Origin of the sequence: Corynebacterium pseudogenitalium (assembly GCF_024453815.1) — a bacterium.
GTDB classification, from domain to species: Bacteria; Actinomycetota; Actinomycetes; order Mycobacteriales; family Mycobacteriaceae; genus Corynebacterium; species Corynebacterium pseudogenitalium.
On record NZ_CP072934.1, the window covers coordinates 641,467 to 662,900 of the forward strand.

22 protein-coding genes are annotated in these 21,434 nt (G+C 57.3%); 19 read left to right on the forward strand and 3 right to left on the reverse strand.

Annotated features, from left to right (window positions below):
* The first annotated feature begins 127 nt into the window (after positions 1-127).
* The 9 genes from KBP54_RS03040 (at position 128) to KBP54_RS03090 (ending at position 7,959) form a co-directional block, all read left to right on the forward strand.
* Complete coding sequence (locus KBP54_RS03040; RefSeq protein ID WP_165482993.1) at positions 128-271, forward strand: hypothetical protein; 144 nt, start codon at positions 128-130, stop codon at positions 269-271.
* An 85-nt stretch (positions 272-356) separates the two neighbouring features.
* Positions 357-776, forward strand: coding sequence for a single-stranded DNA-binding protein (locus KBP54_RS03045; RefSeq protein ID WP_070362918.1), 420 nt, complete (start codon positions 357-359; stop codon positions 774-776).
* A gap of 369 nt (positions 777-1,145) precedes the next feature.
* Positions 1,146-1,826 (forward strand): metal-dependent transcriptional regulator, encoded by a 681-nt coding sequence (locus KBP54_RS11220; RefSeq protein WP_022862719.1) that lies wholly within the window; start codon positions 1,146-1,148, stop codon positions 1,824-1,826.
* Between the two features lie 146 nt (positions 1,827-1,972).
* Entirely contained in the window at positions 1,973-2,392 is a 420-nt protein-coding gene (nrdI, locus tag KBP54_RS03065) for a class Ib ribonucleoside-diphosphate reductase assembly flavoprotein NrdI (protein ID WP_033399510.1), read from the forward strand.
* Between the two features lie 67 nt (positions 2,393-2,459).
* Positions 2,460-4,655 (forward strand): class 1b ribonucleoside-diphosphate reductase subunit alpha, encoded by a 2,196-nt coding sequence (nrdE, locus tag KBP54_RS03070; protein WP_070362917.1) that lies wholly within the window; start codon positions 2,460-2,462, stop codon positions 4,653-4,655.
* A gap of 51 nt (positions 4,656-4,706) precedes the next feature.
* Positions 4,707-5,732, forward strand: coding sequence for a class 1b ribonucleoside-diphosphate reductase subunit beta (gene nrdF, locus KBP54_RS03075; protein ID WP_034666259.1), 1,026 nt, complete (start codon positions 4,707-4,709; stop codon positions 5,730-5,732).
* A complete protein-coding gene (locus KBP54_RS03080) occupies positions 5,713-5,985 on the forward strand; it encodes a hypothetical protein (protein ID WP_133065267.1) in 273 nt (90 codons plus the stop codon). Before nrdF ends, KBP54_RS03080 begins: the two co-directional genes overlap by 20 nt.
* A gap of 40 nt (positions 5,986-6,025) precedes the next feature.
* Positions 6,026-6,607 carry an NADPH-dependent FMN reductase gene (locus tag KBP54_RS03085; protein ID WP_022862715.1) on the forward strand — a complete coding sequence of 194 codons (582 nt, stop codon included), beginning with the start codon at positions 6,026-6,028 and terminating at the stop codon, positions 6,605-6,607.
* Positions 6,608-7,479: 872 nt separating this feature from the next.
* Positions 7,480-7,959, forward strand: coding sequence for a hypothetical protein (locus tag KBP54_RS03090; protein WP_071572895.1), 480 nt, complete (start codon positions 7,480-7,482; stop codon positions 7,957-7,959).
* A 163-nt stretch (positions 7,960-8,122) separates the two neighbouring features.
* Here the strand turns inward: KBP54_RS03090 and KBP54_RS03095 are convergent, their stop codons facing one another.
* On the reverse strand, positions 8,123-8,866 hold the full coding sequence (locus KBP54_RS03095) for a hypothetical protein (protein WP_145945261.1): 744 nt from the start codon (positions 8,864-8,866) through the stop codon (positions 8,123-8,125).
* Positions 8,867-9,163: 297 nt separating this feature from the next.
* On the opposite strand from KBP54_RS03095, the gene KBP54_RS03100 reads away from it, so the two are divergent.
* Positions 9,164-11,755, forward strand: a complete 2,592-nt coding sequence (locus KBP54_RS03100) for an excinuclease ABC subunit UvrA (protein ID WP_256006248.1) — start codon at positions 9,164-9,166, stop codon at positions 11,753-11,755.
* A gap of 150 nt (positions 11,756-11,905) precedes the next feature.
* Here KBP54_RS03100 and KBP54_RS03105 read toward each other — a convergent pair whose 3' ends face one another.
* Positions 11,906-12,160: a type II toxin-antitoxin system prevent-host-death family antitoxin gene (locus KBP54_RS03105; RefSeq protein ID WP_070363564.1), complete on the reverse strand. Its 255-nt coding sequence runs from the start codon at positions 12,158-12,160 to the stop codon at positions 11,906-11,908.
* 427 nt (positions 12,161-12,587) lie between these two features.
* On the opposite strand from KBP54_RS03105, the gene KBP54_RS03110 reads away from it, so the two are divergent.
* From KBP54_RS03110 to KBP54_RS03140, 7 genes are all read left to right on the forward strand, one after another.
* The gene (locus tag KBP54_RS03110) at positions 12,588-13,034 is read left to right on the forward strand and encodes a hypothetical protein (protein ID WP_256006249.1); all 447 of its coding nucleotides are present in this window, start codon (positions 12,588-12,590) and stop codon (positions 13,032-13,034) included.
* Between the two features lie 42 nt (positions 13,035-13,076).
* A complete protein-coding gene (locus KBP54_RS03115; RefSeq protein WP_256006250.1) occupies positions 13,077-13,574 on the forward strand; it encodes a hypothetical protein in 498 nt (165 codons plus the stop codon).
* Positions 13,571-13,897 (forward strand): hypothetical protein, encoded by a 327-nt coding sequence (locus tag KBP54_RS03120; RefSeq protein ID WP_256006251.1) that lies wholly within the window; start codon positions 13,571-13,573, stop codon positions 13,895-13,897. Before KBP54_RS03115 ends, KBP54_RS03120 begins: the two co-directional genes overlap by 4 nt.
* 481 nt (positions 13,898-14,378) lie before the next feature.
* Positions 14,379-15,362: an FTR1 family iron permease gene (locus tag KBP54_RS03125; protein ID WP_256006252.1), complete on the forward strand. Its 984-nt coding sequence runs from the start codon at positions 14,379-14,381 to the stop codon at positions 15,360-15,362.
* Entirely contained in the window at positions 15,362-16,624 is a 1,263-nt protein-coding gene (gene efeO, locus KBP54_RS03130) for an iron uptake system protein EfeO (RefSeq protein WP_256006253.1), read from the forward strand. The genes KBP54_RS03125 and efeO overlap by 1 nt, the downstream gene beginning before the upstream one ends.
* A 1-nt stretch (position 16,625) precedes the next feature.
* Entirely contained in the window at positions 16,626-17,876 is a 1,251-nt protein-coding gene (gene efeB / locus KBP54_RS03135; RefSeq protein WP_256006254.1) for an iron uptake transporter deferrochelatase/peroxidase subunit, read from the forward strand.
* Positions 17,877-17,972: 96 nt separating this feature from the next.
* Positions 17,973-18,230 (forward strand): hypothetical protein, encoded by a 258-nt coding sequence (locus KBP54_RS03140; protein ID WP_256006255.1) that lies wholly within the window; start codon positions 17,973-17,975, stop codon positions 18,228-18,230.
* Positions 18,231-18,257: 27 nt separating this feature from the next.
* Here KBP54_RS03140 and KBP54_RS03145 read toward each other — a convergent pair whose 3' ends face one another.
* Complete coding sequence (locus KBP54_RS03145; RefSeq protein ID WP_256006256.1) at positions 18,258-18,992, reverse strand: hypothetical protein; 735 nt, start codon at positions 18,990-18,992, stop codon at positions 18,258-18,260.
* Between the two features lie 183 nt (positions 18,993-19,175).
* On the opposite strand from KBP54_RS03145, the gene KBP54_RS03150 reads away from it, so the two are divergent.
* Positions 19,176-19,811 carry a LysE family translocator gene (locus tag KBP54_RS03150; protein ID WP_256006257.1) on the forward strand — a complete coding sequence of 212 codons (636 nt, stop codon included), beginning with the start codon at positions 19,176-19,178 and terminating at the stop codon, positions 19,809-19,811.
* A 135-nt stretch (positions 19,812-19,946) separates the two neighbouring features.
* Positions 19,947-21,293, forward strand: coding sequence for an NADP-specific glutamate dehydrogenase (gdhA, locus tag KBP54_RS03155; RefSeq protein ID WP_256006258.1), 1,347 nt, complete (start codon positions 19,947-19,949; stop codon positions 21,291-21,293).
* Positions 21,294-21,434: the final 141 nt, after the last annotated feature.

Genomic DNA, 21,434 nt, shown 5'->3' on the forward strand with positions numbered 1-21,434 from the left:
TTTTCTTTTCTACCCACGCCGTGACCAGGGAAGAAGGAAATCTCCACCGAGCAGGGGAGAGGTCTCTAGACAGCAGAGCTGTCTCAAAGAACGGATTGAGAATCAATCCACGACACGGAGGCACGCCATGTACCACTACACCCACGAAGACCTAGAGCTGCTCTACCTCATGTCTGACGGCATGGATGGCGAAGACGCCGATCCGGGTGCCGCACAAGAGCTACGCGACCTGGAAGCAGCAGGGGCACATCTGCCCTGGGCAGTGCTGTAACAGCACTTACAGCAGCAGCAAAGCCGCTGCTCAAACACACAATTGAAAGACAATCACACACTCACTCATATAAGGAGAAATCACAATGTCCAACCCGTTTAACAATGGCACCATCGTTGGCAACGCAGCACGCGAGCCGAAGATCTTTGAGCACGCAAACGGCGGTGCGACGGTGAAGCTCAACGTCTACGCACGTAATACGTTCAAGAACAAGTCCACAGGCAAGGTGGAATCAGAGATTGTCGAACTCACTGGCTACGTGGCTGACGCCAAGAACCTCGGCGTCTTCGGATGCATCGGCGCTGGTGATCGCGTTGCAGTGAGCTACTCGCTGAAGACTGACAACTACACCGATAAGGACGGCAACAAGCACTATCCGCTGGTAGCGCGCATCGACACTGTGCAGCTGATCGACTCCAAGAAGGAGTCTGAGGCACGAGCAGCACGCCGCGAGAACAGCGCAGATAACGCTGCTGCTAATGACTCTGAAGAAGTGCCGTTCTAGTTGCAACAACACCCCGCAGGGAAACCTGCGGGGTTATTTTTTCAGCACAGACCGCGCATAACGCCGTCGCCGTCCAGTACGGGAGCGCTGATACTCCTGCTCCAGACGCTCTGTCTCTACACAGTGCATTACATGAGCCATTACATGCGCTGTTTTACTGCACTGTGTACTAGCCATTCCATTACGCACTACGCTGGCGCACTTCAAGTTCATTGAAATCTTCTCAGACATTAGTGGTTCTCCTTCAAGTGAAGAATGCTTTAACTGGCCCCACCTTACCGGCATTCCTCTCAAACTTGGCCTCTGTTCGCTATGAGCGTTGGGGCACAGCGCCTAAGGCGCATACGGAAGCTGGGTTAACATTTACTCATGTCTGTTTCTGAGCTGTCCACCAGTACCCAGAACTATTTGAAAGCTATCTGGGGGCTAAAGGAATGGTCATCCGAGCCCGTTACCGCCACACTTATAGCGAAACAGCTGGGACTCAAGCTCTCCTCGGTCTCCGATGCAGTGCGCAAAATGTCGAAGCAAGGGCTCGTGTCACACACGCCCTATGGCTCTGTGGAGTTAACCGAACTTGGCAGGCAGTACGCATTGGTCATGGTGCGCCGCCACCGATTGCTTGAGTCTTTTTTGGTTCAAGCATTGGATTATACGTGGGACGAGGTCCATGATGAAGCCGAAAATCTTGAACACGCGGTGTCTGACATGCTCATAGAGCGCGTGGATAAGTTCCTCAATTACCCCACTAGGGATCCACACGGCGACCCTATCCCTACGGTTGATGGACAGGTCACTATCCCCAGTGCGCACCGTCTCACCGACAGCGGCGCACAACCGCAGGTGACCGTGGAACGCATTTCTGATTCCGACCCACAACTGCTGGCCTTCCTCAAAGAGCAAGGCATCGTCATTGGGGCTGTTCTTACCACGCGCGAAGGAACGCCCTTTTCAGAATCGCTCGAAGTACAGGTAGCCGACAGTACTCAGTGGGTAGTACTTGGGCGCCCAGCTACGGACGCAGTGTTTGTAGCACACCACAGCCTGTAGTCTTTCCCTTTCTCATTAATCCTGTCCCTACCTGCCCTTTTAAAAACTACGGTGCGGCGTAGTTTGCAACTACGGTAGTACGTAGTTAATCTTTTCGATCATCACCTATCCCACTTATGGCTAAGGCCAGGATGAGCAGGATTGTCATGTCAGACTCACCAGATTTGGTGTACTTTTCTAGCGTTTCTGAAAACACAAAAAGATTCGTCGAACGCTTAGATAGACCCGCAGTGCGCATTCCACTGCGGCCCAAGAAAACCGGAATGATCCAGGTTTCACACCCGTACGTACTCATCGTTCCAACCTACGGCGGTGGCTCGCTCAAACGCGCAGTCCCCAAACAGGTCATCGACTTCCTCAATGACCCAATCAACCGTTCCTTTATCCGGGGCGTGATTACCTCAGGCAATACCAACTTCGGAAGCGCTTACTGCGTCGCCGGCCGCATCATTTCCGCTAAGTGCCACGTTCCAGAGCTGTATCACTTCGAGCTACTCGGCACGCAGAAGGACGTTGCCGCTGTAAAGCAGGGCCTTCACAAGTTTTGGGAGCAGCAAAGCAACTAACAATTACACCCCATTGATTTCCCACAAAATGAAGACCACATCCGCAACACACAGATTGGAAACCACAATGCCGCCACTTAAGGCCACCCCCACACAGCCCATTGGCCCTACGCCCCGCACCGCTTCAGCAGACGATGCCGGCGGTGTCGGTAAGCGCAAGAGCTACCATGCACTCAACGCGCAGCTGAACCTATTCGACGATTCGGGAAGAATCCAGTTCGACAAGGACATTGAGGCAACACAAGACTTTTTAGCGCACCATGTCACTCCCCGCATGCATCAGTTTGAATCCACCAAGCAGCGCTTGGAGTGGTTGGTTGATAACGAATACTACGAGCGGGAATTCCTTGAGCTTTATGATGACGATTTTCTGTGCACTATGTACGACAGAGCCCACCGAGCCAAGCATCAGTTCCGCACTTTCCTCGGCGCATTTAAGTTCTTTACTTCATACGCACTGAAAACCTTTGATGGCTCGCGATTTCTGGAAGGCTACGAAGAACGCGTCGCCACCACAGCTTTGTACCTTGCACAGGGCGATGAAGAGCTTGCGGAGAAGCTGGTGGATGACATCATGACCGGACGCTTCCAGCCCGCCACCCCTACTTTTCTCAACGCAGGAAAAGCCCAGCGTGGCGAAATGGTCTCCTGCTTCCTCCTTCGCATCGAAGACAATTTGGAAAGCATTGGCCGCAGCGTGAACTCTGCACTGCAGCTTTCAAAACGCGGCGGTGGTGTGGCCTTGTTACTGAGCAATCTGCGCGAATCCGGAGCCCCAATCAAAAGGATTGAGAACCAAGCTTCCGGCGTAGTCCCAGTTATGAAAATTCTGGAAGATAGCTTCAGCTATGCCAACCAATTGGGCGCTCGACAGGGCGCTGGAGCCGTCTACCTACATGCGCACCATCCAGATATTCTTCGTTTCCTGGATACCAAGCGGGAAAATGCCGATGAGAAAGTCCGCATTAAGACTCTTTCGCTGGGAGTTGTTATTCCAGATATAACCTTCCAGCTGGCCAAAGAGAACAAGGATATGCATCTTTTTAGCCCGTATGACATCGCTCGCGAGTACGGCGTAGCCATGTCTGACATGTCTATCACCGAGTATTACGACGAGCTGGTTTCCAATCCGCGAATTTCTCATACGACTATCAAGGCCCGCGAGTTTTTCACCACGCTGGCTGAGCTTCAGTTTGAATCTGGATACCCCTACATACTCTTTGAGGATACGGTCAACCGCGCTAATCCCCTCAAAGGACATATCAATATGTCCAATCTGTGTAGTGAGATCCTCCAGGTCAACACGCCATCCACCTACGGCGCCTCAGGTAACTACACCACCGTTGGCCAGGACATTTCCTGCAATCTAGGGTCGCTCAACATCGCTAAAGCTTTTGAATCACCGGACTTTGGGGAAACTGTTGAAACCGCGGTGCGCGCTCTCACGAAGGTCTCAGACCTAACAAATATCGAAGCTGTTCCTTCCATCGCTCACGGTAATGCATCCATGCATGCCATCGGGTTGGGCCAAATGAATCTCCACGGTTTCCTGGCTTCCAAGCGTATTCCTTATGGCTGCGCCGAAGCACTGGACTTTACAAATATCTATTTCCTGACCGTGACCTATCATGCGCTCCGTGCATCCCATGCGCTAGCGGTTGAGAAAGGTCAACGATTCACTGGCTTTGAAGAATCCACCTATGCCACTGGCGTCTACTTCGACAAGTACATCGACCAAGACTGGGCGCCGGCCACTGACCACGTAAAACAGCTATTCCATGAGGCTGGCGTGCAGATTCCTCAACGCGAGGATTGGCTACGGCTCAAGAACCAAGTGATGCAAGACGGCATCTACAACGCCTACTTGCAGGCAGTTCCACCCACTGGATCAATTTCCTACATCAATGACTCCACCGCGTCCATACACCCGATTGCCTCCAAGATTGAAATACGCAAGGAAGGCCGCTTGGGGCGCGTGTACTACCCCGCACCGGAAATGACCAACGACAACTTGGAGTATTTCGATGACTCCTACACCGTGGGGTACAAAAAAATCATCGACACCTACGCTATGGCCACCCAACACGTGGACCAAGGGCTTTCCCTGACTTTGTTCTTCACCGCTGACACCACTACGCGGGACATCAACAAGGCACAAATCTATGCCTGGAAAGCCGGAATCAAGACCTTGTACTACATCCGTTTACGCCAACCTGCACTCCAGGGAACCGAGGTCGAAGGCTGCGTTTCCTGTGCTCTGTAGGAACACGGTCCTTCCTTCATTCACAACCATCCATCAAGAAAGAAAGAAGCTATGTCTTCAACATCAAACACTGCTGAGCTAACCAGCATCTCAGTTACGCCGCCAAGTTACCGGCATGACCCTTCAGCCCGCATCCGCGCCATCAATTGGAATCGGGTGAGCGATGAGAAGGATCTTGAAGTGTGGAACCGCCTCACCGCCAACTTTTGGTTGCCAGAAAAGGTTCCACTTTCAAACGATCTCCCGGCGTGGCAGAGGATGACACCGGAGGAACGCAACCTCACCATGCGGGTGTTCACGGGACTCACCACCCTGGACACCGTCCAGGCCACTGTGGGCGAAATCTGTCAGATCCAAGATGCCCGCACCGAGCACGAGGAGGCCGTGTATACCAACATCGCCTTCATGCAATCAGTCCATGCCCGTTCTTACTCTTCAGTGTTTTCTACTTTGAGCAGTACGAAAGAAATTGATGAGGCATACCGCTGGGCGGTGAATAATGACCTTCTCCAGGCACGCGCCAAAAAAGTGCTCACTCATTATTTTGGGCCCGATCCACTCAAGCGCAAAGTGTCATCGACGCTGCTTTCCTCGCTGCTTCTCTACGCGGGTTTCTATCTTCCCCTGCATTTTTCCGTCCACGCCACCCTGACAAATACGGCAGACATGATTCGCCTCATTCTGCGTGACAAGGCAGTGCACGGTTACTACTCAGGCTACAAGTACCAGCGCGGACTGGAAACGTCTGCTCCACAACGGCAACAGGAGATGCATGATTTCACTATTTCCTTGCTCGAAGAGCTTTATGCCCTAGAGCTGGATTATTCCGGCGAGCTATATGAGCCGTTGGGGCTCATGGATGATGTAGCTGTATTCGTTCGCTATAACGCCAATAAGGCGCTCATGAATTTGGGCTACCCGGACTACTTCCCACCTGAAGAAACGGAAGTGAACCCGGAAATCCTCGCTGCCCTAGCACCTGGAGCAGATGAAAACCATGACTTCTTCTCCGGCTCCGGTTCCTCCTATGTCATTGGCACCGCTGAAGAAACGAGTGATGATGACTGGGATTTCTAAACCGTTTCCACGACCAGACCAAGGAAGCTGGCTTGAGACCATCGCGCTGTTTGAAGCCATCCGCGAAGGAAACCAACCAGCAGCCATGCGGCTTTTGGATACGTCCGCCGCACGGGAGGCCGTCCTCGGGGGACTGTTAGGACTCATCGAACTGTACTTCCGCCATGAAGAAGACAAAGTGGATAACTTTCTTACTGCCGCCCACGCCGCCGGGCCACCGCCTGCCTTTGGCTGCAAGCCTTTTCTCCCTTGATCGCACGTACCTACGCCCAACTAAGAAGAAAGGACTTCCTATGACCACCCCACGCATTAGTGTTATCGTCGGCAGCCTGCGCCGCGGCTCATTTGCGCGCAAGATTGCACACGAAGTGCTCACAATGATCCCTGAAAACTACCAGGCAGACATCGTTGAAATCCGTGACTTGCCGCTCTATGACTTCGACTACGATGACCCCTCGGTCACGGACAAGCCCATTCCAGCTGAGTACACCACTTTCCGCGACACCATCAAGAACTCGAGCGGCGTCCTCTTTGTTACCCCGGAAAATAACCGTACTATCCCTGCCTGTCTCAAGAATGCAGTGGACATCGGTTCCAAGCCCAACTCGGATGTGGCTTGGAAGAACCTTCCCGCAGGTATCATCAGTCACTCTGTAGGCCGCATGGGCGGCTACAGTTCACAGAAGAACCTCCGGCTCGCCCTGTCCTACTTCGATATGCCGCTTCCTGGTCAGCCCGAGGTATTCCTTGGCCAATCCCCCACCCTCTTCGAAGACTCCGGCCATCTCAATGAAGGCACCGCAGGCTTTGTCAAAGACTACGTTATACGCTTCCTGCAGTTGGTCGACATGACATTAACAGCCAAGCACAGCTAGCGACGGCGACTAACCCTAGCCACCGCCCTCTACGAAGTACTTGAAGGCTTCTAAAGGGCCTTCTCAAAGACACAAACCCCGGATTCACACTCATCCTTGAGTTACCTGAATCTGAACCCAGGACGCTTCAAAAAACACCGCTCTAATTCTTCGATTTTCGCTGAATTAGAGCGGTTTTAGCGCTGTCGCTGGACACTGACCCTGGCGACATCCTGTTAGGGGCTTAAGGGACATTTTGTGTGTTTTTACGGTGTGTCGCGATAAGGGACATTTTGTGTGTGTTTAGCTGCGTCCAGCCCACCCTTTTCTCACGCCTAAGCTGGGGTTCCACTGATGATCAATGCCGGTATCGAATTCTTTCGGCCCGTCGACCTCTTCCCGTCGACCTACTCCGGTTTACCAACGCAGGTCAGCGCAAAATCGGCAAAATAGCCCCAAAATCATCCAAATCACCGCTGACCTGGGTTGGTCGATGCAATGAGGTCGACCGGAACCCCCGATACCTCTATGCGACCAGAATTGTGCACGTCAAGGGCTTTGCTCGTCCCCCTGGCTATATGCGACCGCCCAACGCACAGGCGGCTGGTTCTAGTTCCTTAGAGTCCTTGATCTCGCTGGGGTTCCTGTGCTGCCCGCAGACTCCATACCACACACCAGACGTCATTCGGTGTTGATTTCTCAAAACGGGCAAATGGAACTGTTTTGAAAACCATATCTGGTTGTTGGCCGAGGCCATCCCGGGAAACCAGATAGACATATACACACAAAATGTCGCTTACGCCCACACTCGATCTTCGAGCAATAGCGTTGGGAACCGAGACGCGGTCTCCAGCGTCTAAATATAGACAAGCATTCGCAGATGGAGTATTGCCATGATGAAAACAACCACGATTAATGAACACATTGTGTCAATGAGCAGGGCTTTTAACGGTGTGTCGCCACGGGCATGGAGCCTGATTAAGCACCGAACCAAAGAATTGCTCGTATCACATATCGCCGAGTGCGCGGCAACATGGGGAGGAGATGACAGCAAGGCGGATGCAAGCGGGTGGCAGGTCTTTGGCATTGACCAAGCAGTGCGGCTTTTGGGGCCGGAAACCCTTGGAGCGCAGTTTCAGCGATTGAACGCGTTGACAGAAGACCTTTCTAGGTACTTGTTGGCCAAGTATTACCAGGTTCCTGCGGGTGTCGACGACGAAGTGACGGATGAACAGATTGATGCTGTCAACGCTCTCCTGGGCACGGGCGATGTTAGGAGCGTTGTAGGCGAAGTCGTTGAGGAGGCGGTTCGTCGTATCCATCTTATTGAGGCAAAACACGCGTTCGAGCAATTTGAAGCAGGGCAGTCATGAGCGCACACGATATTGAGCGCACCGTGTATTCCGTGCTGCGCGGGACGTATTGCCTCAATGTTGGCTTCGACGCGCGCTCGCGGCGAGGACGCAACCCGTTCCAAGCTTGACCGGTCAAACCGAACCGGTGTGCCAGAACGAGTTGCGGTATCGACAACCCCGCTTAACTGTCCCAGTCCACCGCCCAGGGATCCTCTTCTTCCTGCTGCTCCATCAGCGCGTTGATCGGCTCCGTCAGATGTTGGTCGATTACCGTCCAGGCGGCTTCGTTCTGATCCTGCAGGAAGATTCGTTTCATCTCGTCGCTGCTGTCCGGAAGGCTCTGGATGTCCTCCGCCCATCCCGCTAATCGCTGCGCTCTCCGAGTCTGCGACAACAGATCGACCTGTTGGTTCAGCTGCCGCCAAAGTTCCTCGACAGCCTGCGGGCTGTGGTCTTTGCCCAACGTTTTCAGTGCTTCCTCCACGGTAGTCTTCATCACTGCGTCGTTCGTTTCTGCTGGTGCGATCCCTGGATTGTGCCAGCGCATCATTCCTACCAGCCTCGTTGCGTTCCCTCCCGTCGCTTCCAAGGCTTTAATCACGAGCTGTCCTACTTGGTACTGCAAAAACTGGAACATTATTCGGTACAGGGATTGATCCTTGTCCTGTTGAATGCCCGGTGTCGAGCGCAGTACGTCGATCGCTTTGCGCTCCAATTCTGTGTGCTCCTGGTTGAGTTGGGACACCATCTTGTACGCGGTCGGCTCGTTCGCGTTCTCCGGATCGGTTATCTTCAGGTACTCCACGAGCAGAAAGATCGAGTCGCTGTCGCGATCGACCATCGGAACGTCCCAATCCGATCCTCCCAGGATGTCTGGTACTGGTCGCTTCGGGTAACCGTGAAATTGAATCTGTGGTGTGGTCATCGTTACTCCCTTCTACTTTTTGGGTAATGCTATGCAGGCATGCCGACATGACGGCATGGAGTTATGCTGACGGGACGGCATATTGGCATTCTGTGTTTGAGTCAGCGCTGGTCAGAGGGGTATCTCAGCGTGTTTTCTATCGCAAAGATTTGCGACTTTTCTTTATATGGCCAGTGATTGCTTCGGCGGAGGTTTTCCGAAGAGGCTGTTATACCTGGAAGATCGTCCCGGGCCGCGTCCAAAGCGATCAGCTACCTCGCCAGATAGGGGAGCAGCCCACACGGTAGGGTGGCCACCATGATTCACTCCACGTCCGAGTCCCCGGCTGCGCACGTTTCGGCGCGTGCGGGTCACGATCCAATGATTCGGGTGCGTGATGCGCACCTGCACAACCTGAAACACATCGACGTCGACCTGCCTCGGGATACCCTCGTGGCGGTCACCGGTGTGTCGGGGTCGGGCAAGTCCAGTCTGGCCTTCGGCACGATTCATGGGGAGGCACAGCGCCGCTACCTGGAGTCCGTCTCGCCGTTTGCGCGGCGTCTGATCGGTGGCGCGGTCAACCCGCGCGTCGGCTCGGTCGCGGGGCTGCCGCCGACAGTGGCGCTGCAGCAGTCCACCACCCTGGGTGGAGCGCGCTCTTCCGTGGGCACGATCTCGAATATGTCGAATAGTATCCGGCTGCTCTTTTCCCGCTCCGGCAGCTACCCGGACGGCATGCGCGAGCGGCTGGAATACGGCAGGCTCGACTCCGACGCCTTCTCTCCCAACACCACGGCCGGCATGTGCCCCGAGTGCCAGGGCACTGGTACCGTGCACCAGCCGACGGAGGAGTCGATGGTGCCGGATCCCAGCCTGTCCATCTGGGACGGCGCGATCGCCGCATGGCCGGGGGCGTGGTTGGGGAAGAACTTCCGGGACATCCTGGGCACCCTCGGCTACCCGCTGGACGTCCCGTGGCGGGATCTTCCGCAGAAGGACCGCGACTGGATCCTGTTCACGGACGAGCAGCCGGTGGTGACCGTCCACCCGGTGCGAGACGAAAACGCCGTGCATGGGTCGTATAAGGGCAAGTGGCGCTCGGTTGCTACCTACCTGACTGACACGTTGGCGGAGACGGAGTCGGATAAGAACCGTCGCCGGGTGCTCTCGTTTATGCATTCATCGACGTGCCCGACATGCCAGGGCCGCGGTTTCCAGCCGGATACCTTGCAGGTCACCTACGCCGGGTACGCCATCGACGAGTTCAACGACTTGGCGTTGAAGGACGTGCTGGCTGTGTTGGAGGAGCGCCTTCAGCGCCTGGAGAGCATCGCGGAGCAGCAGTGGAACGAGCACGACGAGGCCGAAGAGCTGCTGCTGAATCAGGTGCTGCCCACGGTACGGGCGGCGAATGAGCTGGGTCTGGGACACTTAAGCCTTTCCCGCCCGGCACGGACCTTGTCCGCGGGCGAGCACCAGCGCCTGCGGCTGGCCTCCCAGTTGAACTCGAGCCTGTTCGGTACGACCTACGTGCTGGATGAGCCCTCTGTCGGCCTGCACGTGGTGGAGCGCAAGGCGGTCTCCGAGCTGCTCCAGCGCTTCATCGACGCTGGTAATTCGGTGCTGCTGGTGGAGCACGATATGTCCCTAGTGGCGGGGTGCGATTGGATTGTGGACATCGGCCCTCGCGCTGGTGAGCGTGGCGGGGAGCTGGTGTTCTCTGGGCCTCTTGACCAGTTCCGCGCCAACGCCGAACAGCTAGGTTCGCCCACCGCGACCGCGCTCAACGAGGCCTTCCCCAAGCTGACGGACACCCCTGCAGGCACCGGTGACTCCATCAGCCTGCGCGGCGTGCACGCACGCGCCTTCGACGGCACCGACGTGGACTTCCCGTTGGGTGCGCTCACCGCAGTCACGGGAGTATCTGGTTCGGGCAAGTCCACCCTGGTCATCGGGGTGCTGGCGGATGTGGTGTCCCGCTCGGCAAAGCAGGTGGTCGGCGCCGACGAGACATCGGGAGAGGATGCGGATGCCGAGCTCACGGCAGGAGCCGATCAGTCCCAGGACTTCCGGGTGGACAACGTAGAGGGCGTCGAGAAGATTCGTCGGCTGGTGCACATCACTCAGAAGCCGATTGGGCGCACGGTACGCTCCACCGTCGCGACGTACACGGGGCTGTTCGATCACGTCCGCAAGCTCTTCGCCGCGACCCCAGAGGCCAAGCGGCGGGGCATGTCGGTGTCGGACTTTTCCTATAACACGACGAAGGGCCGCTGCCCGGAGTGCGACGGTGCGGGCAGCATCGAGGTCGAGCTGGTGTTCCTGCCGGGCACGTACACCACCTGCCCGGCCTGCCACGGCAAGCGCTACAAACCGGAGATCCTTGAGGTGCAGTGGAACGGCCGCAGCATCGCGGATATCTTGGCCCTGACCGTGGACGAGGCGCTGGAGGTCTTCGCGGAGGAGCCGAAGGTGCTGCGCTCCGTCGAATTCCTGCACGCGCTCGGCCTGGGCTACCTGCGGCTGGGGCAGGGGTCCCCGGAGCTTTCGGGCGGGGAGGCGCAGCGCATCAAGCTGGCCTCCGAGATGCAGCGCGGCTCCAGCCGCAAGCACAGCCTGTACCTCCTTGACGAGCCGACGACCGGCCTGCACCCGGCGGACGTTGATCTGTTGCTCGCCCAGCTGCGTCGCCTTGTCGACGACGGCGCCACGGTGGTCGTCGTCGAGCACGACCTGCGGGTGGTCGCGCAGGCCGATCACATTATCGACGTCGGCCCAGGCGCCGGCGACGAAGGTGGTCAGATCCTGGCCACAGGGACGCCGGCGGCAGTCGCTCAGCAGGGCGTGGACCCGGATTCGCGCTCGGTGACGGCCCAGGTGCTGGCCGCACGGGCTGGGTTGCACTGAGGCCGAGCATCTAGCGTCTGCGATCTCGTATACAACGCGGTGATGCTCGACGCGGATACGCTTCTGGGTCTGCTTGTCGAGTTTGCCTAGTTCCTTCGCAGCAGAAGATTTGAAGGTGATGCGATAAGTGGCGTTTGACATAACCGAGCTTTACGCGAAGCCGAGTTCCTTTTTGAGGTCCTCAAACGAGATTTCCTCGCTCTCTTGCCGAGCAATTTCGGCGGCGCGGATGTCTTCCAGGTCCTCGAGAGCTTCGACAGCGCGGGCAAAGAATGTAGGAGAGACGACAACTGCGCGAGCGCGGCTGCCCCGGCTGGTGATAACGACAGGTGTGCGCTGCGCTTCCTCTAATAGCTGGCTCTGCGAATTGCGGAACTCGCTGGATGCCACTGATTTTATTTCCATATCGTAAATGTACATCTTGTACATATCAGTGGGCAAGGGGATTTCACTGGGCGTTCCGATTCTTGCTTGGGGCCAAAAGGTGCTGTAGCTCGATTGATCTGCAGGGGTTTGCTCGTGTCGAGGTGCTTAAGGAGTGCGATGCAGGTCGCGCTTTTTTCGGCCAGCCCGGCTGATTTTCGACGACCAGCGTCGCACGCTTTAAGCACCTCGACCGGAACGGGCTGGTGTGTGCTCGAGTTTCCTCGTCAGTGTGTATCGCGTGGCAACGTGTCGTAGGGGACGTCTGAAGTCAGACCTTCGCGTCGCGAGCACGCCGACCTGGACCACGTTTCCTTGCTGGGGGACGCGTAGTCGGTAAGGCGCGTGTTAGCATCTGGTGACGGGCGGGCGTAGACCCTACAGAAGTTCTCACTTTGGATTTACGGAAATGGCAAAAGCCCCAGAGCATCAATTCGATTTAAAGGCCGCTGCAAACTATTTGGCGGACATCCTCAATAAGGATGCGTTGAGCGAAAGCAACTCTAGGGTTGAAGGTGCCGGTTCTTTGCCGAAGTTTCATGGGGCTGCCGCTTGGATTGATACATTTTTATATCTCGTTTTGGAAGTAAAAACGTCGAGCGGGAAAACCTTCGTGGGGTTTGAAACCCTCTTTCAGCCCGAGGGAACGTTCCGAGAATATTCGGTCGAGTATGAGAATGTCCATGATTTGTGGGCGTACGAAATTGCTGGCGATTTGTTTCTTCAAACACTCAGTTTTGAGGATCCGGATCGTATCACTTGGATGAGAGTTGATACGAAACGTTTCGTTCCCACAACGTGGAGCGATTTGCTGGGTTTTGCGTATGGGCTGAATCGAATATGGGTGCGTGATTAAAGTGGTACCAGTACCGGCATGAAACCTACAAGGAGCAGCCTCATGAGCACCGACGTACACTCCAGCTATTTCCTTGCTGATTCCTACGGGCCGCGCCTGAAGAAGATTGACGAAGAGTCGCGCGCCCTGCTTACCGAATACCAGACTTTACAGCCGCCTCTCGTCTCGCCGGATATGGATGTCACGAATCTCCGTGGGGCCGCTTTCCCGCGGAGCTCAGTGGAGAGGATCCGCGATTCGGACCTCGGCGAAGAGGAGCGTCAGAAAGCAATCACATACCTGTTGGGGTGCTGGTATATGGATCAGGTTGATGGTGTTTGGGATTTCGTCCCCATGCTTGTGGACAAGCCAGCCCTCTACCTCTCGTTTGGTCTCGGGGTCCGGACGGAGAACGGCTCGATGCTCATTGTCGCCGAGTCTGCACGAGAGATTATGGAAGGCGGGAATCTCGCCTTTACGGAGGCGCTCTATACGTCCAGCGTGAAAGTTGAACGGCGACTTGCGGAAGAGAGGTCGCGCTCGGAGGAGGCTAGGGCATGATCCTTGTGGTGCTCGGTGCTGTGGTCGCGCTGTTCAGCGCTTTATTCATCGTGATAATTGGGTTCCTAATCCAATTCTTCCTAGACCCCTTTTCAGTGAAGCGAAAAGTGCTTTCTCCATACAGGTTCTTAGTAGTGATGGTTTTAATAGCACCCGTTTATCTCGTATATGACGTGCGAAATGTCGCGATGTGTAGGGTCATGTCTAACTATGAGGGCAGCGGGAACTTTAGCTATGCGTTCAGCGCGTACTTAATTACCGCAGTCATCATCAGTGTCCTTTGGCGCATCATTGGGTACTACTTCAGTGAAGGGCGGGAGTAAGGCGGCAACAACAGCTTGGGCAGACCAGTTTCAGTACTAATTTTGATGAGCGGAGGACGCTGAGGCCTCGTGCTATGTGCGGATCCCGTGCTGGAATTCCTGGCCAGGTACCCCTTTACACGCATTCGAGCGGTTGAAATCTTGTCGCCGACATAAGCGTATCGACGATTGCCCACGCACGTGTCGGACGCTTGCAGCACGCTACCGGAATGACTTCTGTGACAACTGCTTCGAACCTTGGCCTGGCCGCGCTACGCTCTGGTCAAACGGGCTGGGTTGGTCGTCTAAGTGTAAGGCGGGCGGCGGTGAAACAGCGGGGAAGAAGCCCCGTTTTTACCCCCCGGTTAAGCATATAACTAGCGAAACTCTTACTTTCTCGCTGGCGAGCACTTAAGATTAGACTTGCCTTGCCAAGGGAAGCCTTAGCTTCGTGGGCTAGTGCGCATTGGCAGGCCAGGTTACACACGAGAAAGTTCTACATATGTTCATCGCCGCTTTCCTTGTCGGTCTCCGCGAAGGATTGGAAGCATCCCTTATTGTCGGGATGTTGTTCGCTGCGATCCAACGCCGCACCAGCTCAAACACCGGAGAGGGCCACCTGAACACCGCCGCCCGCACCGTGTGGGTGGGAGTGGTCTTGGCAGCAGCAATCTGCACTGCGCTCGGCGCACTGTTCACGTTCGGGCGCTATGGGTTGTCGTTCCGCGCCCAAGAAGCCATCGGTGGTTTTATGTCCCTGATTGCGGTAGCCATGATCACCGGAATGGTTCTCTCGTTAAGCAATCAGGGTGGCAAACTGCGCACCATGCTTGAGGACAAAACAGGCGTTGCGCTGACGAAAGGCAAGCAGGCGATGTTTTGGCTCGCGTTTGTCGCCGTCGCCCGTGAAGGCATCGAGCTCACACTCCTGCTGTGGGGGTGGATGACCACGCCCAGTGCTGTCATTGGTGCGTTCGCCGGCATCGGCGTCGCCATCGTGATGGGCTGGTTGATCTACCGGGGTGCTCTTCGACTGGATTTGGGCACGTTCTTCACGTGGTCGAGTGCGTTGCTCATCGTTGTCGCGGCTGGCATTCTCGCGTACGCCGTTCATGATTTGCAGGAGGCACAGTTCCTCCCTGGCCCGTTCTCCGGCGCGCCGATTGCTCCGACGCATCCGCGTACAGGCGAGGTGCTCACGGGTTTCGCCTCGTACCCATTCTGGATGGCGTCGTTCCCATTCGGTTGGGCGTTTAACCTGGACGAGTTTATTGATCCCGCAGGCATCGTCGCCACGCTGCTGCAAGCGTTTACCGGGTTTATGCCTCAAATGTCGTGGCTGCAGGTCATTGCTTGGGGCGCTTACCTTGCCATCATTGTCCCGATCTTTGTGGGACACGTGCGAGGGAAGAAGCGTAGCGACGCCAAGAAACTGAATAACGAAACTTCTTCAGCACACACCGAGAACACACGAAAGGTCTCATAATGAAACGCTCTCCTGTCTTTGTCGCCACCCTCGCTCTCGCGCTCCCGCTTGCGGGGTGCGTGGAAAACAGTGCCGGTGACACTATCGAAGTGCAGGCGAAAGAGGACGCCTGCACGGTCGCCGTAGACTCGGTGGAATCCGGCACCAGCACCTTCTCCATCACCAACTCCGGTGAGCGTGTCACCGAGTTCTACCTGCTGGCCGACGACGGACTGCGCGTCATCGCCGAACGCGAGAACATCACCCCTGGCAGCACCGCAGACCTCACCGTCCAGCTTGAACCGGGTTCCTACTTCACCGCCTGCAAGCCAGGCTTGCGCGGACCGAACATCGGCCAGGCTGAATTCACTGTGACTGGTGAACCGATTCAGTACGACGAATCTGATGAGGTGCGCTTCAACGAGGCTCGCGACAACTACGTCAACTTTGTGAAGAACGAAGTCGCAGAGCTGCTGCCAAAGGTCGAGGAGTTCGCCGCAGCATACGCCGCAGGCGACGATGCCAAGGCCAAGGATCTTTACGCCACCACCCGTGTCCACTACGAGCGCATCGAGCCGATCGCTGAGGCGCTCGGTGTTCTCGACGCTCGCATTGACTACCGCGAAGTGGACTACATCGCCGAGGCGGACCAGCTCAAGGAAGATGACCCGACCTTCACCGAATGGCTCGGGTTCCACCGTATGGAAAAGGACCTGTGGCCACCAGCTGCCGACACCAAGAACGCCGACGGCGCACCTGCCCGCGAAGGCTGGGAGCCGTCCTCCCCGGAGAAGCGCCGCGAGATCGCTGACACCCTCGTCGCTGACGTCGAGGCGCTGCACGACACCGTGCAGGCCGACGACTTCGCCGCGGAGAACGACATCACTGTGGACACCGTCTCCAACGGTGCGATGGGGCTGCTCGAAGAGGTAGCCACCACCAAGGTCACTGGTGAGGAAAACTGGTGGTCGCACAAGGATCTCTATGACTTCCAGGCCAACATCCAGGGCTCGCGCATCGCGTTCGACATGGTCAAGGGCATTGCCGCAGAGCGCGGTGAGGAAGGTGCCAAGTTGGTCAGCGAGATCGAGTCGCGCTTCGACGACATACAAGCGCTCCTCGATCAGTACGGCAGCCTGGAGACCGGGTACGTCGACTACGACGAGGTCGACGCTGGCCAGCAGGCGAAGCTGACCCGTGCGCTGGATGCGCTGCGTGAGCCGCTGTCGAACCTGACTGGTACCGTGCTGGGACTCAACGTTGATACGGAGGCGGAGTCCTAACATGACTGGGTTTGACCGACGCACGTTTTTAACATTCGGCGGCCTGGGTGCTGCCGGTGCCGTCGCCGCTGCTTGTTCGCGGGATGAATCTCGTGAGGATGCGAGCGATAACGCCGACGGCACGAACAACCAGCTGATCATCGACTTCGCTGGCGAGCACCAAGCTGGGATTGTCAGCCCGATGCAGAACAGCCTCCACTTCGCGGCGTTCGACATGGACGAGAAGGCCTCTCGCGACGACCTCATCGACCTCCTGCAGCGCTGGACGAATGCTGCACGGCGATTGACGCTCGGTGGTGAGGTGAGCGCGAAAGGCGCATTCGGTGGTGGTGAGGATTTCCCACCTGACGATTCTGGCGAAGCCTTTGACTTGGGACCTTCCGCTTTGACCATCACGATTGGCTTTGGCCGAAGCCTATTTCGTGACCAGTTCGGTTTAGCTGACAAGCTGCCGGATGAGTTTACCGCGATGCCGCCTATGACCAACGACTTCCTGAACCGTGAGCAGTCCGACGGCGACATCTGCATCCAGGCCTGCGCGAACGACCCCCAGGTTGCCACCCACGCCATACGCAATCTGACGCGTCTGGCCGTGCCAGATGCAGTGCTGCGTTGGACGCAGATTGGCTTTGGTAAGGCCGCCGTGACCACCCGTGAAGAACCGACTCCACGCAACCTCTTCGGGCAGAAAGACGGCACTAGGAACATTCGAGCAGAGGACACCGAAGCGTTGGATGAGCACGTGTGGATTCCGGCGGACTCTTCGCAGCCTTGGGCTGCGGGTGGGTCGTACCTGACGGCGCGGCGTATCGCCATGAATATTGAGGTGTGGGACACGCTTCAGTTGAAGGAGCAGGAGCGCGTCACGGGGCGTGACAAGGTCGAAGGTGCGCCGCTCACTGGCACTGATGAGTTCGACGAACCGGATTTTGCCGCCACCAATGAACGCGGCCGCCCTGTTATCGACCATGCCTCCCACGTATTCAACGTGCACCCTGACCAGAACGATGGCATCCGCATCCTGCGCCGAGCGTTCAACTACGTCGATGGCTCGAACGAGCAGGGACGCCTCGACGCGGGCCTGTTCTTCATTGCGTTTACCCGCACCGTTGATCGGTTCGCCAAAGTACACCAGTCGATGTCGCGTGACGAGATGCTCCTGGAATACCTCAAGACCACCAAAACCGGCACCTACCTCATCCCTCCAGGTGTAGGTGATACTGGCTTTGTTGGCGAGGGCATGTTCGCTTAGAACCACGCTGGAGCGCGGGACCGGGATCTTCTCGGCCCGCGCTTCTTTTCGACGTTCGCCCGCTCGCATGTCGGGCGCCTCCGTTAAGCTACCTGTATGAGTTCTGTGACAACTGCTCCGCGCCTTGATCGCGCCACCATGCGCCGCAACCTCGACGGCTTCAAACACCGTTGGAACGAACGTCTCGACGGGTGGCGCTCACTCCACGAAGGCGCACTAGAACGCAAATACGCACAGTCATATTGGGCAGAACTCCTCGCATGTTTCGGCATTACCGCCTCACGCATGGACCTGTTTGAGCACGCCAGCGTCAGGGAGCGCGCTCTTCGCAAACTACGCGAAGATGACCAGTGAACAAGCAGGGGACAAGGCCTAGCTGTCTCAGTCCACCGCCCAGGGGTCTTCCTCTTCTTGCTGGTTCATGAGGGCGTTGATTGGCTCCGTGAGGTGCTGGTCAATCACGGTCCAGGCGGCTTCGCGCTGGTCCTGTAGGAAGATCTGTTCCATCGCGTTTCTGCTGCGCGGGATGTCGGCGATGTCCTTTGCCCACCCGGCGAGGCGCAGCACCTTCTTCGTTTGCGCGAACAGGTCCGCTTCCTGGTTGAGCTCCAACCAGAGTTCCTCGACGGCCTGCGGACTGTGGTCCCTCCCGAGCGTTTTCAGTGCTTCCTCCACGGTGGTTTTCATGACGGCATCGACAGCTGCTGCGCGTTCGATCGATGGGTGGTGGTAGCGCATCATCCCAACCACCTTGTACGGGTTGCCGTCGGTAGCTTCCAGGGCTTTGGCTACGAGCTGCCCGGCTTGGTACTGCAGGAACTGGAACATCACCCGGTAAAACGCCTGGTCCTTCTCCTCCTGGATGCCTGGTGGCTCACACAGTTGGTGAAATACTCTCTGCTTCATTGCGCGGTGTTCGCTGTGAAGCTCGCGAAGTAATTTGTAGGCCGTCGGCTCGTTCGCGTTCTCCGGGTCGGTGATTTTCAGGTACTCCACGAGGAAAAAGATAGAGTCGCTATCGCGGTCGGTCATCGGGAGGTCCCAGTCGGAGCCGCCGAAAATATCGGGGACGGGGCGTTTCGGGTAGCCGTGGAACCGCACTGTGGGCGTTGCCATGATTGGACTCCTTCGGCGTTGTAGGTGTTGCCGCAATGTACCGAACGGGTCCGACATGGCACCGAGCCAGCTCGATGGCGGTCGCAGATATGTTCGGGTTGAGAATCGCCCCCGGACACCACAAACAACGCATATCCTGGCACCTACTGAAATCATTGGCTCGAGAGATGTTGCGGAGGAGGCATGCCCGTGCTCGTAGACGTGCTCACCTGGGCAACGGTGATGGCGATTCCGGGTCCGGACATTGAGGCGATCGGCACGCAGACGTCACGCTACGGGCAGCGGGCAGGGTTCTGGACGGCGCTCGGGGCGATGCTTGGGGTGGCAACGTGGTCGATACTCGCGCTGCTCGGGATTGAGGCGCTCCTGCACGTCGTGCCCGCGCTGTCGGTGGTGTTGCCGCTGGCGGGGTCGGTGGCGCTGATGCTGCTCGGCGCGTTCGGTCTGTGGGGGAGCGTGAAGGCGGCGAAGGGGACGTCGAAAAGTAATGAAGAGCAAGAAGTGGTGAGCGTGGCTGCGCGCACGGCGGGTGCCTCGGTGCGGCTGGGGTACGTCACCAACATCTCGAACCCGAAGGCGCTGGTGTTCTTCACCTCCTTCTTCACGCCGATGATGAGCCACTATGACGGGCTGGCGGAAAAGCTCAGCATGCTGGGGCTGCTGCTGGGGGTGACGTTGCTGGTGTTTAGTGCGATGTCCGTGCTGATTCGGGTGGCGGCGAAGACGCAGCTGCGCAACATCCCGGGCCTGCAGTACTTGCCGGGGATCATCTTCCTGGGCATTGGACTGTTCTACTTCGTGGAAACGCTGGCGAAATAGCGCCAAAAATGTGACCTATGTCGCAAAAATTCGGTGGATTTTTTCCTGCGACACCTTTGCAATGAGGGAAAACTAACAGGGGTCCAGCCAATGAAGTGCTCGCCACGGAAGGGGCGCCACGAAGAAAGGATTCACATGTCTATCGATCAACAGATCTCTGACTATTACGGCAAATTGCAGATGAGGAACGCGGGGGAACCAGAGTTCCACCAGGCGCTCGCGGAAGTGCTTGACTCCCTCAAGATCGTCCTCAATAAGGATCCTCACTACGCTGACTACGGCCTCATTGAGCGTCTCTGCGAGCCAGAGCGCCAACTTGTGTTCCGCGTCCCATGGGTCGATGACAACGGGCAAATCCAGGTCAACCGCGGCTTCCGCGTACAGTTCAACTCCGCACTCGGCCCCTACAAGGGCGGGCTGCGATTCCACCCGAGCGTGAACCTGGGCATCATCAAGTTCCTGGGCTTTGAGCAGATCTTCAAGAACTCCCTGACCGGCCTGCCAATCGGCGGTGCGAAAGGCGGCTCCGACTTTGACCCGAAAGGCAAGTCCGACGCCGAGATCATGCGCTTCTGCCAGTCCTTCATGACGGAGCTGCACACCCACATCGGCGAATATCGCGACGTGCCGGCCGGTGACATCGGCGTTGGCGCCCGCGAGATCGGCTACCTCTTCGGCCAGTACCGTCGCCTGGAAAACAGCCACGAGTCCGGCGTGATCACCGGCAAGGGCCTGAAGTGGGGCGGCTCCCTCGTCCGCACCGAGGCAACCGGCTACGGCCTGGTCTACCTCGCCTCCGAGATGATGCAGACGCACGGCGAGTCCTTCGAAGGCTCCAAGGTGATCGTCTCCGGCTCCGGCAACGTAGCCATCTACGCTGCGGAGAAGGTGCAGCAGCTCGGCGGCGTGGTTGTGGCCATGTCGGACTCCTCCGGCTACGTCACCACCCCGAACGGTGTGGACATCGAACTGCTCAAGGACGTCAAGGAAGTGCGCCGTGGGCGTATCTCCACCTACGCGGCTGAGGCCGGGGAGGGCGTCGAGTACCACCGGGACGGCAACGTGTGGGAGGTCCAGGCGGATGTTGCCCTGCCGTGCGCCACCCAGAACGAGCTCGATGGTGACGACGCCAAACTCCTCGTGGACAACGGTGTGCGCTACGTCGCCGAGGGCGCAAACATGCCGTGCACCCCTGCGGCTGCCCACTACTTCCAGCAGAAGGGGATCGCGTTCGCGCCGGGCAAGGCCGCCAACGCGGGTGGCGTGGCCACCTCCGCGCTGGAGATGCAGCAGAACGCCTCGCGGGACTCCTGGTCCTTCGAGTACACCGACCAGCGCCTTCACGAAATCATGTCGAACATCTTCAAGACGGTCGATTCGACCGCGAAGGAGTACGACATGGAGGGTGACTACGTTGCCGGCGCGAACATCGCGGGCTTCAAGAAGGTCGCTGACGCGATGCTGGCGCAGGGCGTCATCTAGGGATATATGAATATGCGTTGATGGCATAAAATACGCTCGGTTGCCCACTGCCGACACTGGCTTAAGGCCGGTTCGGTGGTGGGCAGACGTGTTTCCGGGGGTAGGAGGAAAGAAATTTTCCTGAATAACATACACCGGGCC

Coding starts and splice junctions, on each gene's coding strand:
- KBP54_RS03120 (WP_256006251.1), top strand. CDS start 13,571: ATGATCCTTGTGGTGCTCGGTGCTGTGGTCGCGCTGTTCAGCGCTTTA.
- KBP54_RS03040 (WP_165482993.1), top strand. CDS start 128: ATGTACCACTACACCCACGAAGACCTAGAGCTGCTCTACCTCATGTCT.
- gdhA (WP_256006258.1), top strand. CDS start 19,947: ATGTCTATCGATCAACAGATCTCTGACTATTACGGCAAATTGCAGATG.
- KBP54_RS11220 (WP_022862719.1), top strand. CDS start 1,146: ATGTCTGTTTCTGAGCTGTCCACCAGTACCCAGAACTATTTGAAAGCT.
- KBP54_RS03145 (WP_256006256.1), bottom strand. CDS start 18,992: ATGGCAACGCCCACAGTGCGGTTCCACGGCTACCCGAAACGCCCCGTC.
- KBP54_RS03115 (WP_256006250.1), top strand. CDS start 13,077: ATGAGCACCGACGTACACTCCAGCTATTTCCTTGCTGATTCCTACGGG.
- KBP54_RS03045 (WP_070362918.1), top strand. CDS start 357: ATGTCCAACCCGTTTAACAATGGCACCATCGTTGGCAACGCAGCACGC.
- KBP54_RS03110 (WP_256006249.1), top strand. CDS start 12,588: ATGGCAAAAGCCCCAGAGCATCAATTCGATTTAAAGGCCGCTGCAAAC.
- nrdE (WP_070362917.1), top strand. CDS start 2,460: ATGCCGCCACTTAAGGCCACCCCCACACAGCCCATTGGCCCTACGCCC.
- KBP54_RS03140 (WP_256006255.1), top strand. CDS start 17,973: ATGAGTTCTGTGACAACTGCTCCGCGCCTTGATCGCGCCACCATGCGC.
- KBP54_RS03090 (WP_071572895.1), top strand. CDS start 7,480: ATGATGAAAACAACCACGATTAATGAACACATTGTGTCAATGAGCAGG.
- KBP54_RS03100 (WP_256006248.1), top strand. CDS start 9,164: ATGATTCACTCCACGTCCGAGTCCCCGGCTGCGCACGTTTCGGCGCGT.
- nrdI (WP_033399510.1), top strand. CDS start 1,973: ATGTCAGACTCACCAGATTTGGTGTACTTTTCTAGCGTTTCTGAAAAC.
- KBP54_RS03105 (WP_070363564.1), bottom strand. CDS start 12,160: ATGGAAATAAAATCAGTGGCATCCAGCGAGTTCCGCAATTCGCAGAGC.
- KBP54_RS03125 (WP_256006252.1), top strand. CDS start 14,379: ATGTTCATCGCCGCTTTCCTTGTCGGTCTCCGCGAAGGATTGGAAGCA.
- efeO (WP_256006253.1), top strand. CDS start 15,362: ATGAAACGCTCTCCTGTCTTTGTCGCCACCCTCGCTCTCGCGCTCCCG.
- KBP54_RS03085 (WP_022862715.1), top strand. CDS start 6,026: ATGACCACCCCACGCATTAGTGTTATCGTCGGCAGCCTGCGCCGCGGC.
- KBP54_RS03150 (WP_256006257.1), top strand. CDS start 19,176: ATGCCCGTGCTCGTAGACGTGCTCACCTGGGCAACGGTGATGGCGATT.
- KBP54_RS03080 (WP_133065267.1), top strand. CDS start 5,713: ATGATGACTGGGATTTCTAAACCGTTTCCACGACCAGACCAAGGAAGC.
- nrdF (WP_034666259.1), top strand. CDS start 4,707: ATGTCTTCAACATCAAACACTGCTGAGCTAACCAGCATCTCAGTTACG.
- efeB (WP_256006254.1), top strand. CDS start 16,626: ATGACTGGGTTTGACCGACGCACGTTTTTAACATTCGGCGGCCTGGGT.
- KBP54_RS03095 (WP_145945261.1), bottom strand. CDS start 8,866: ATGACCACACCACAGATTCAATTTCACGGTTACCCGAAGCGACCAGTA.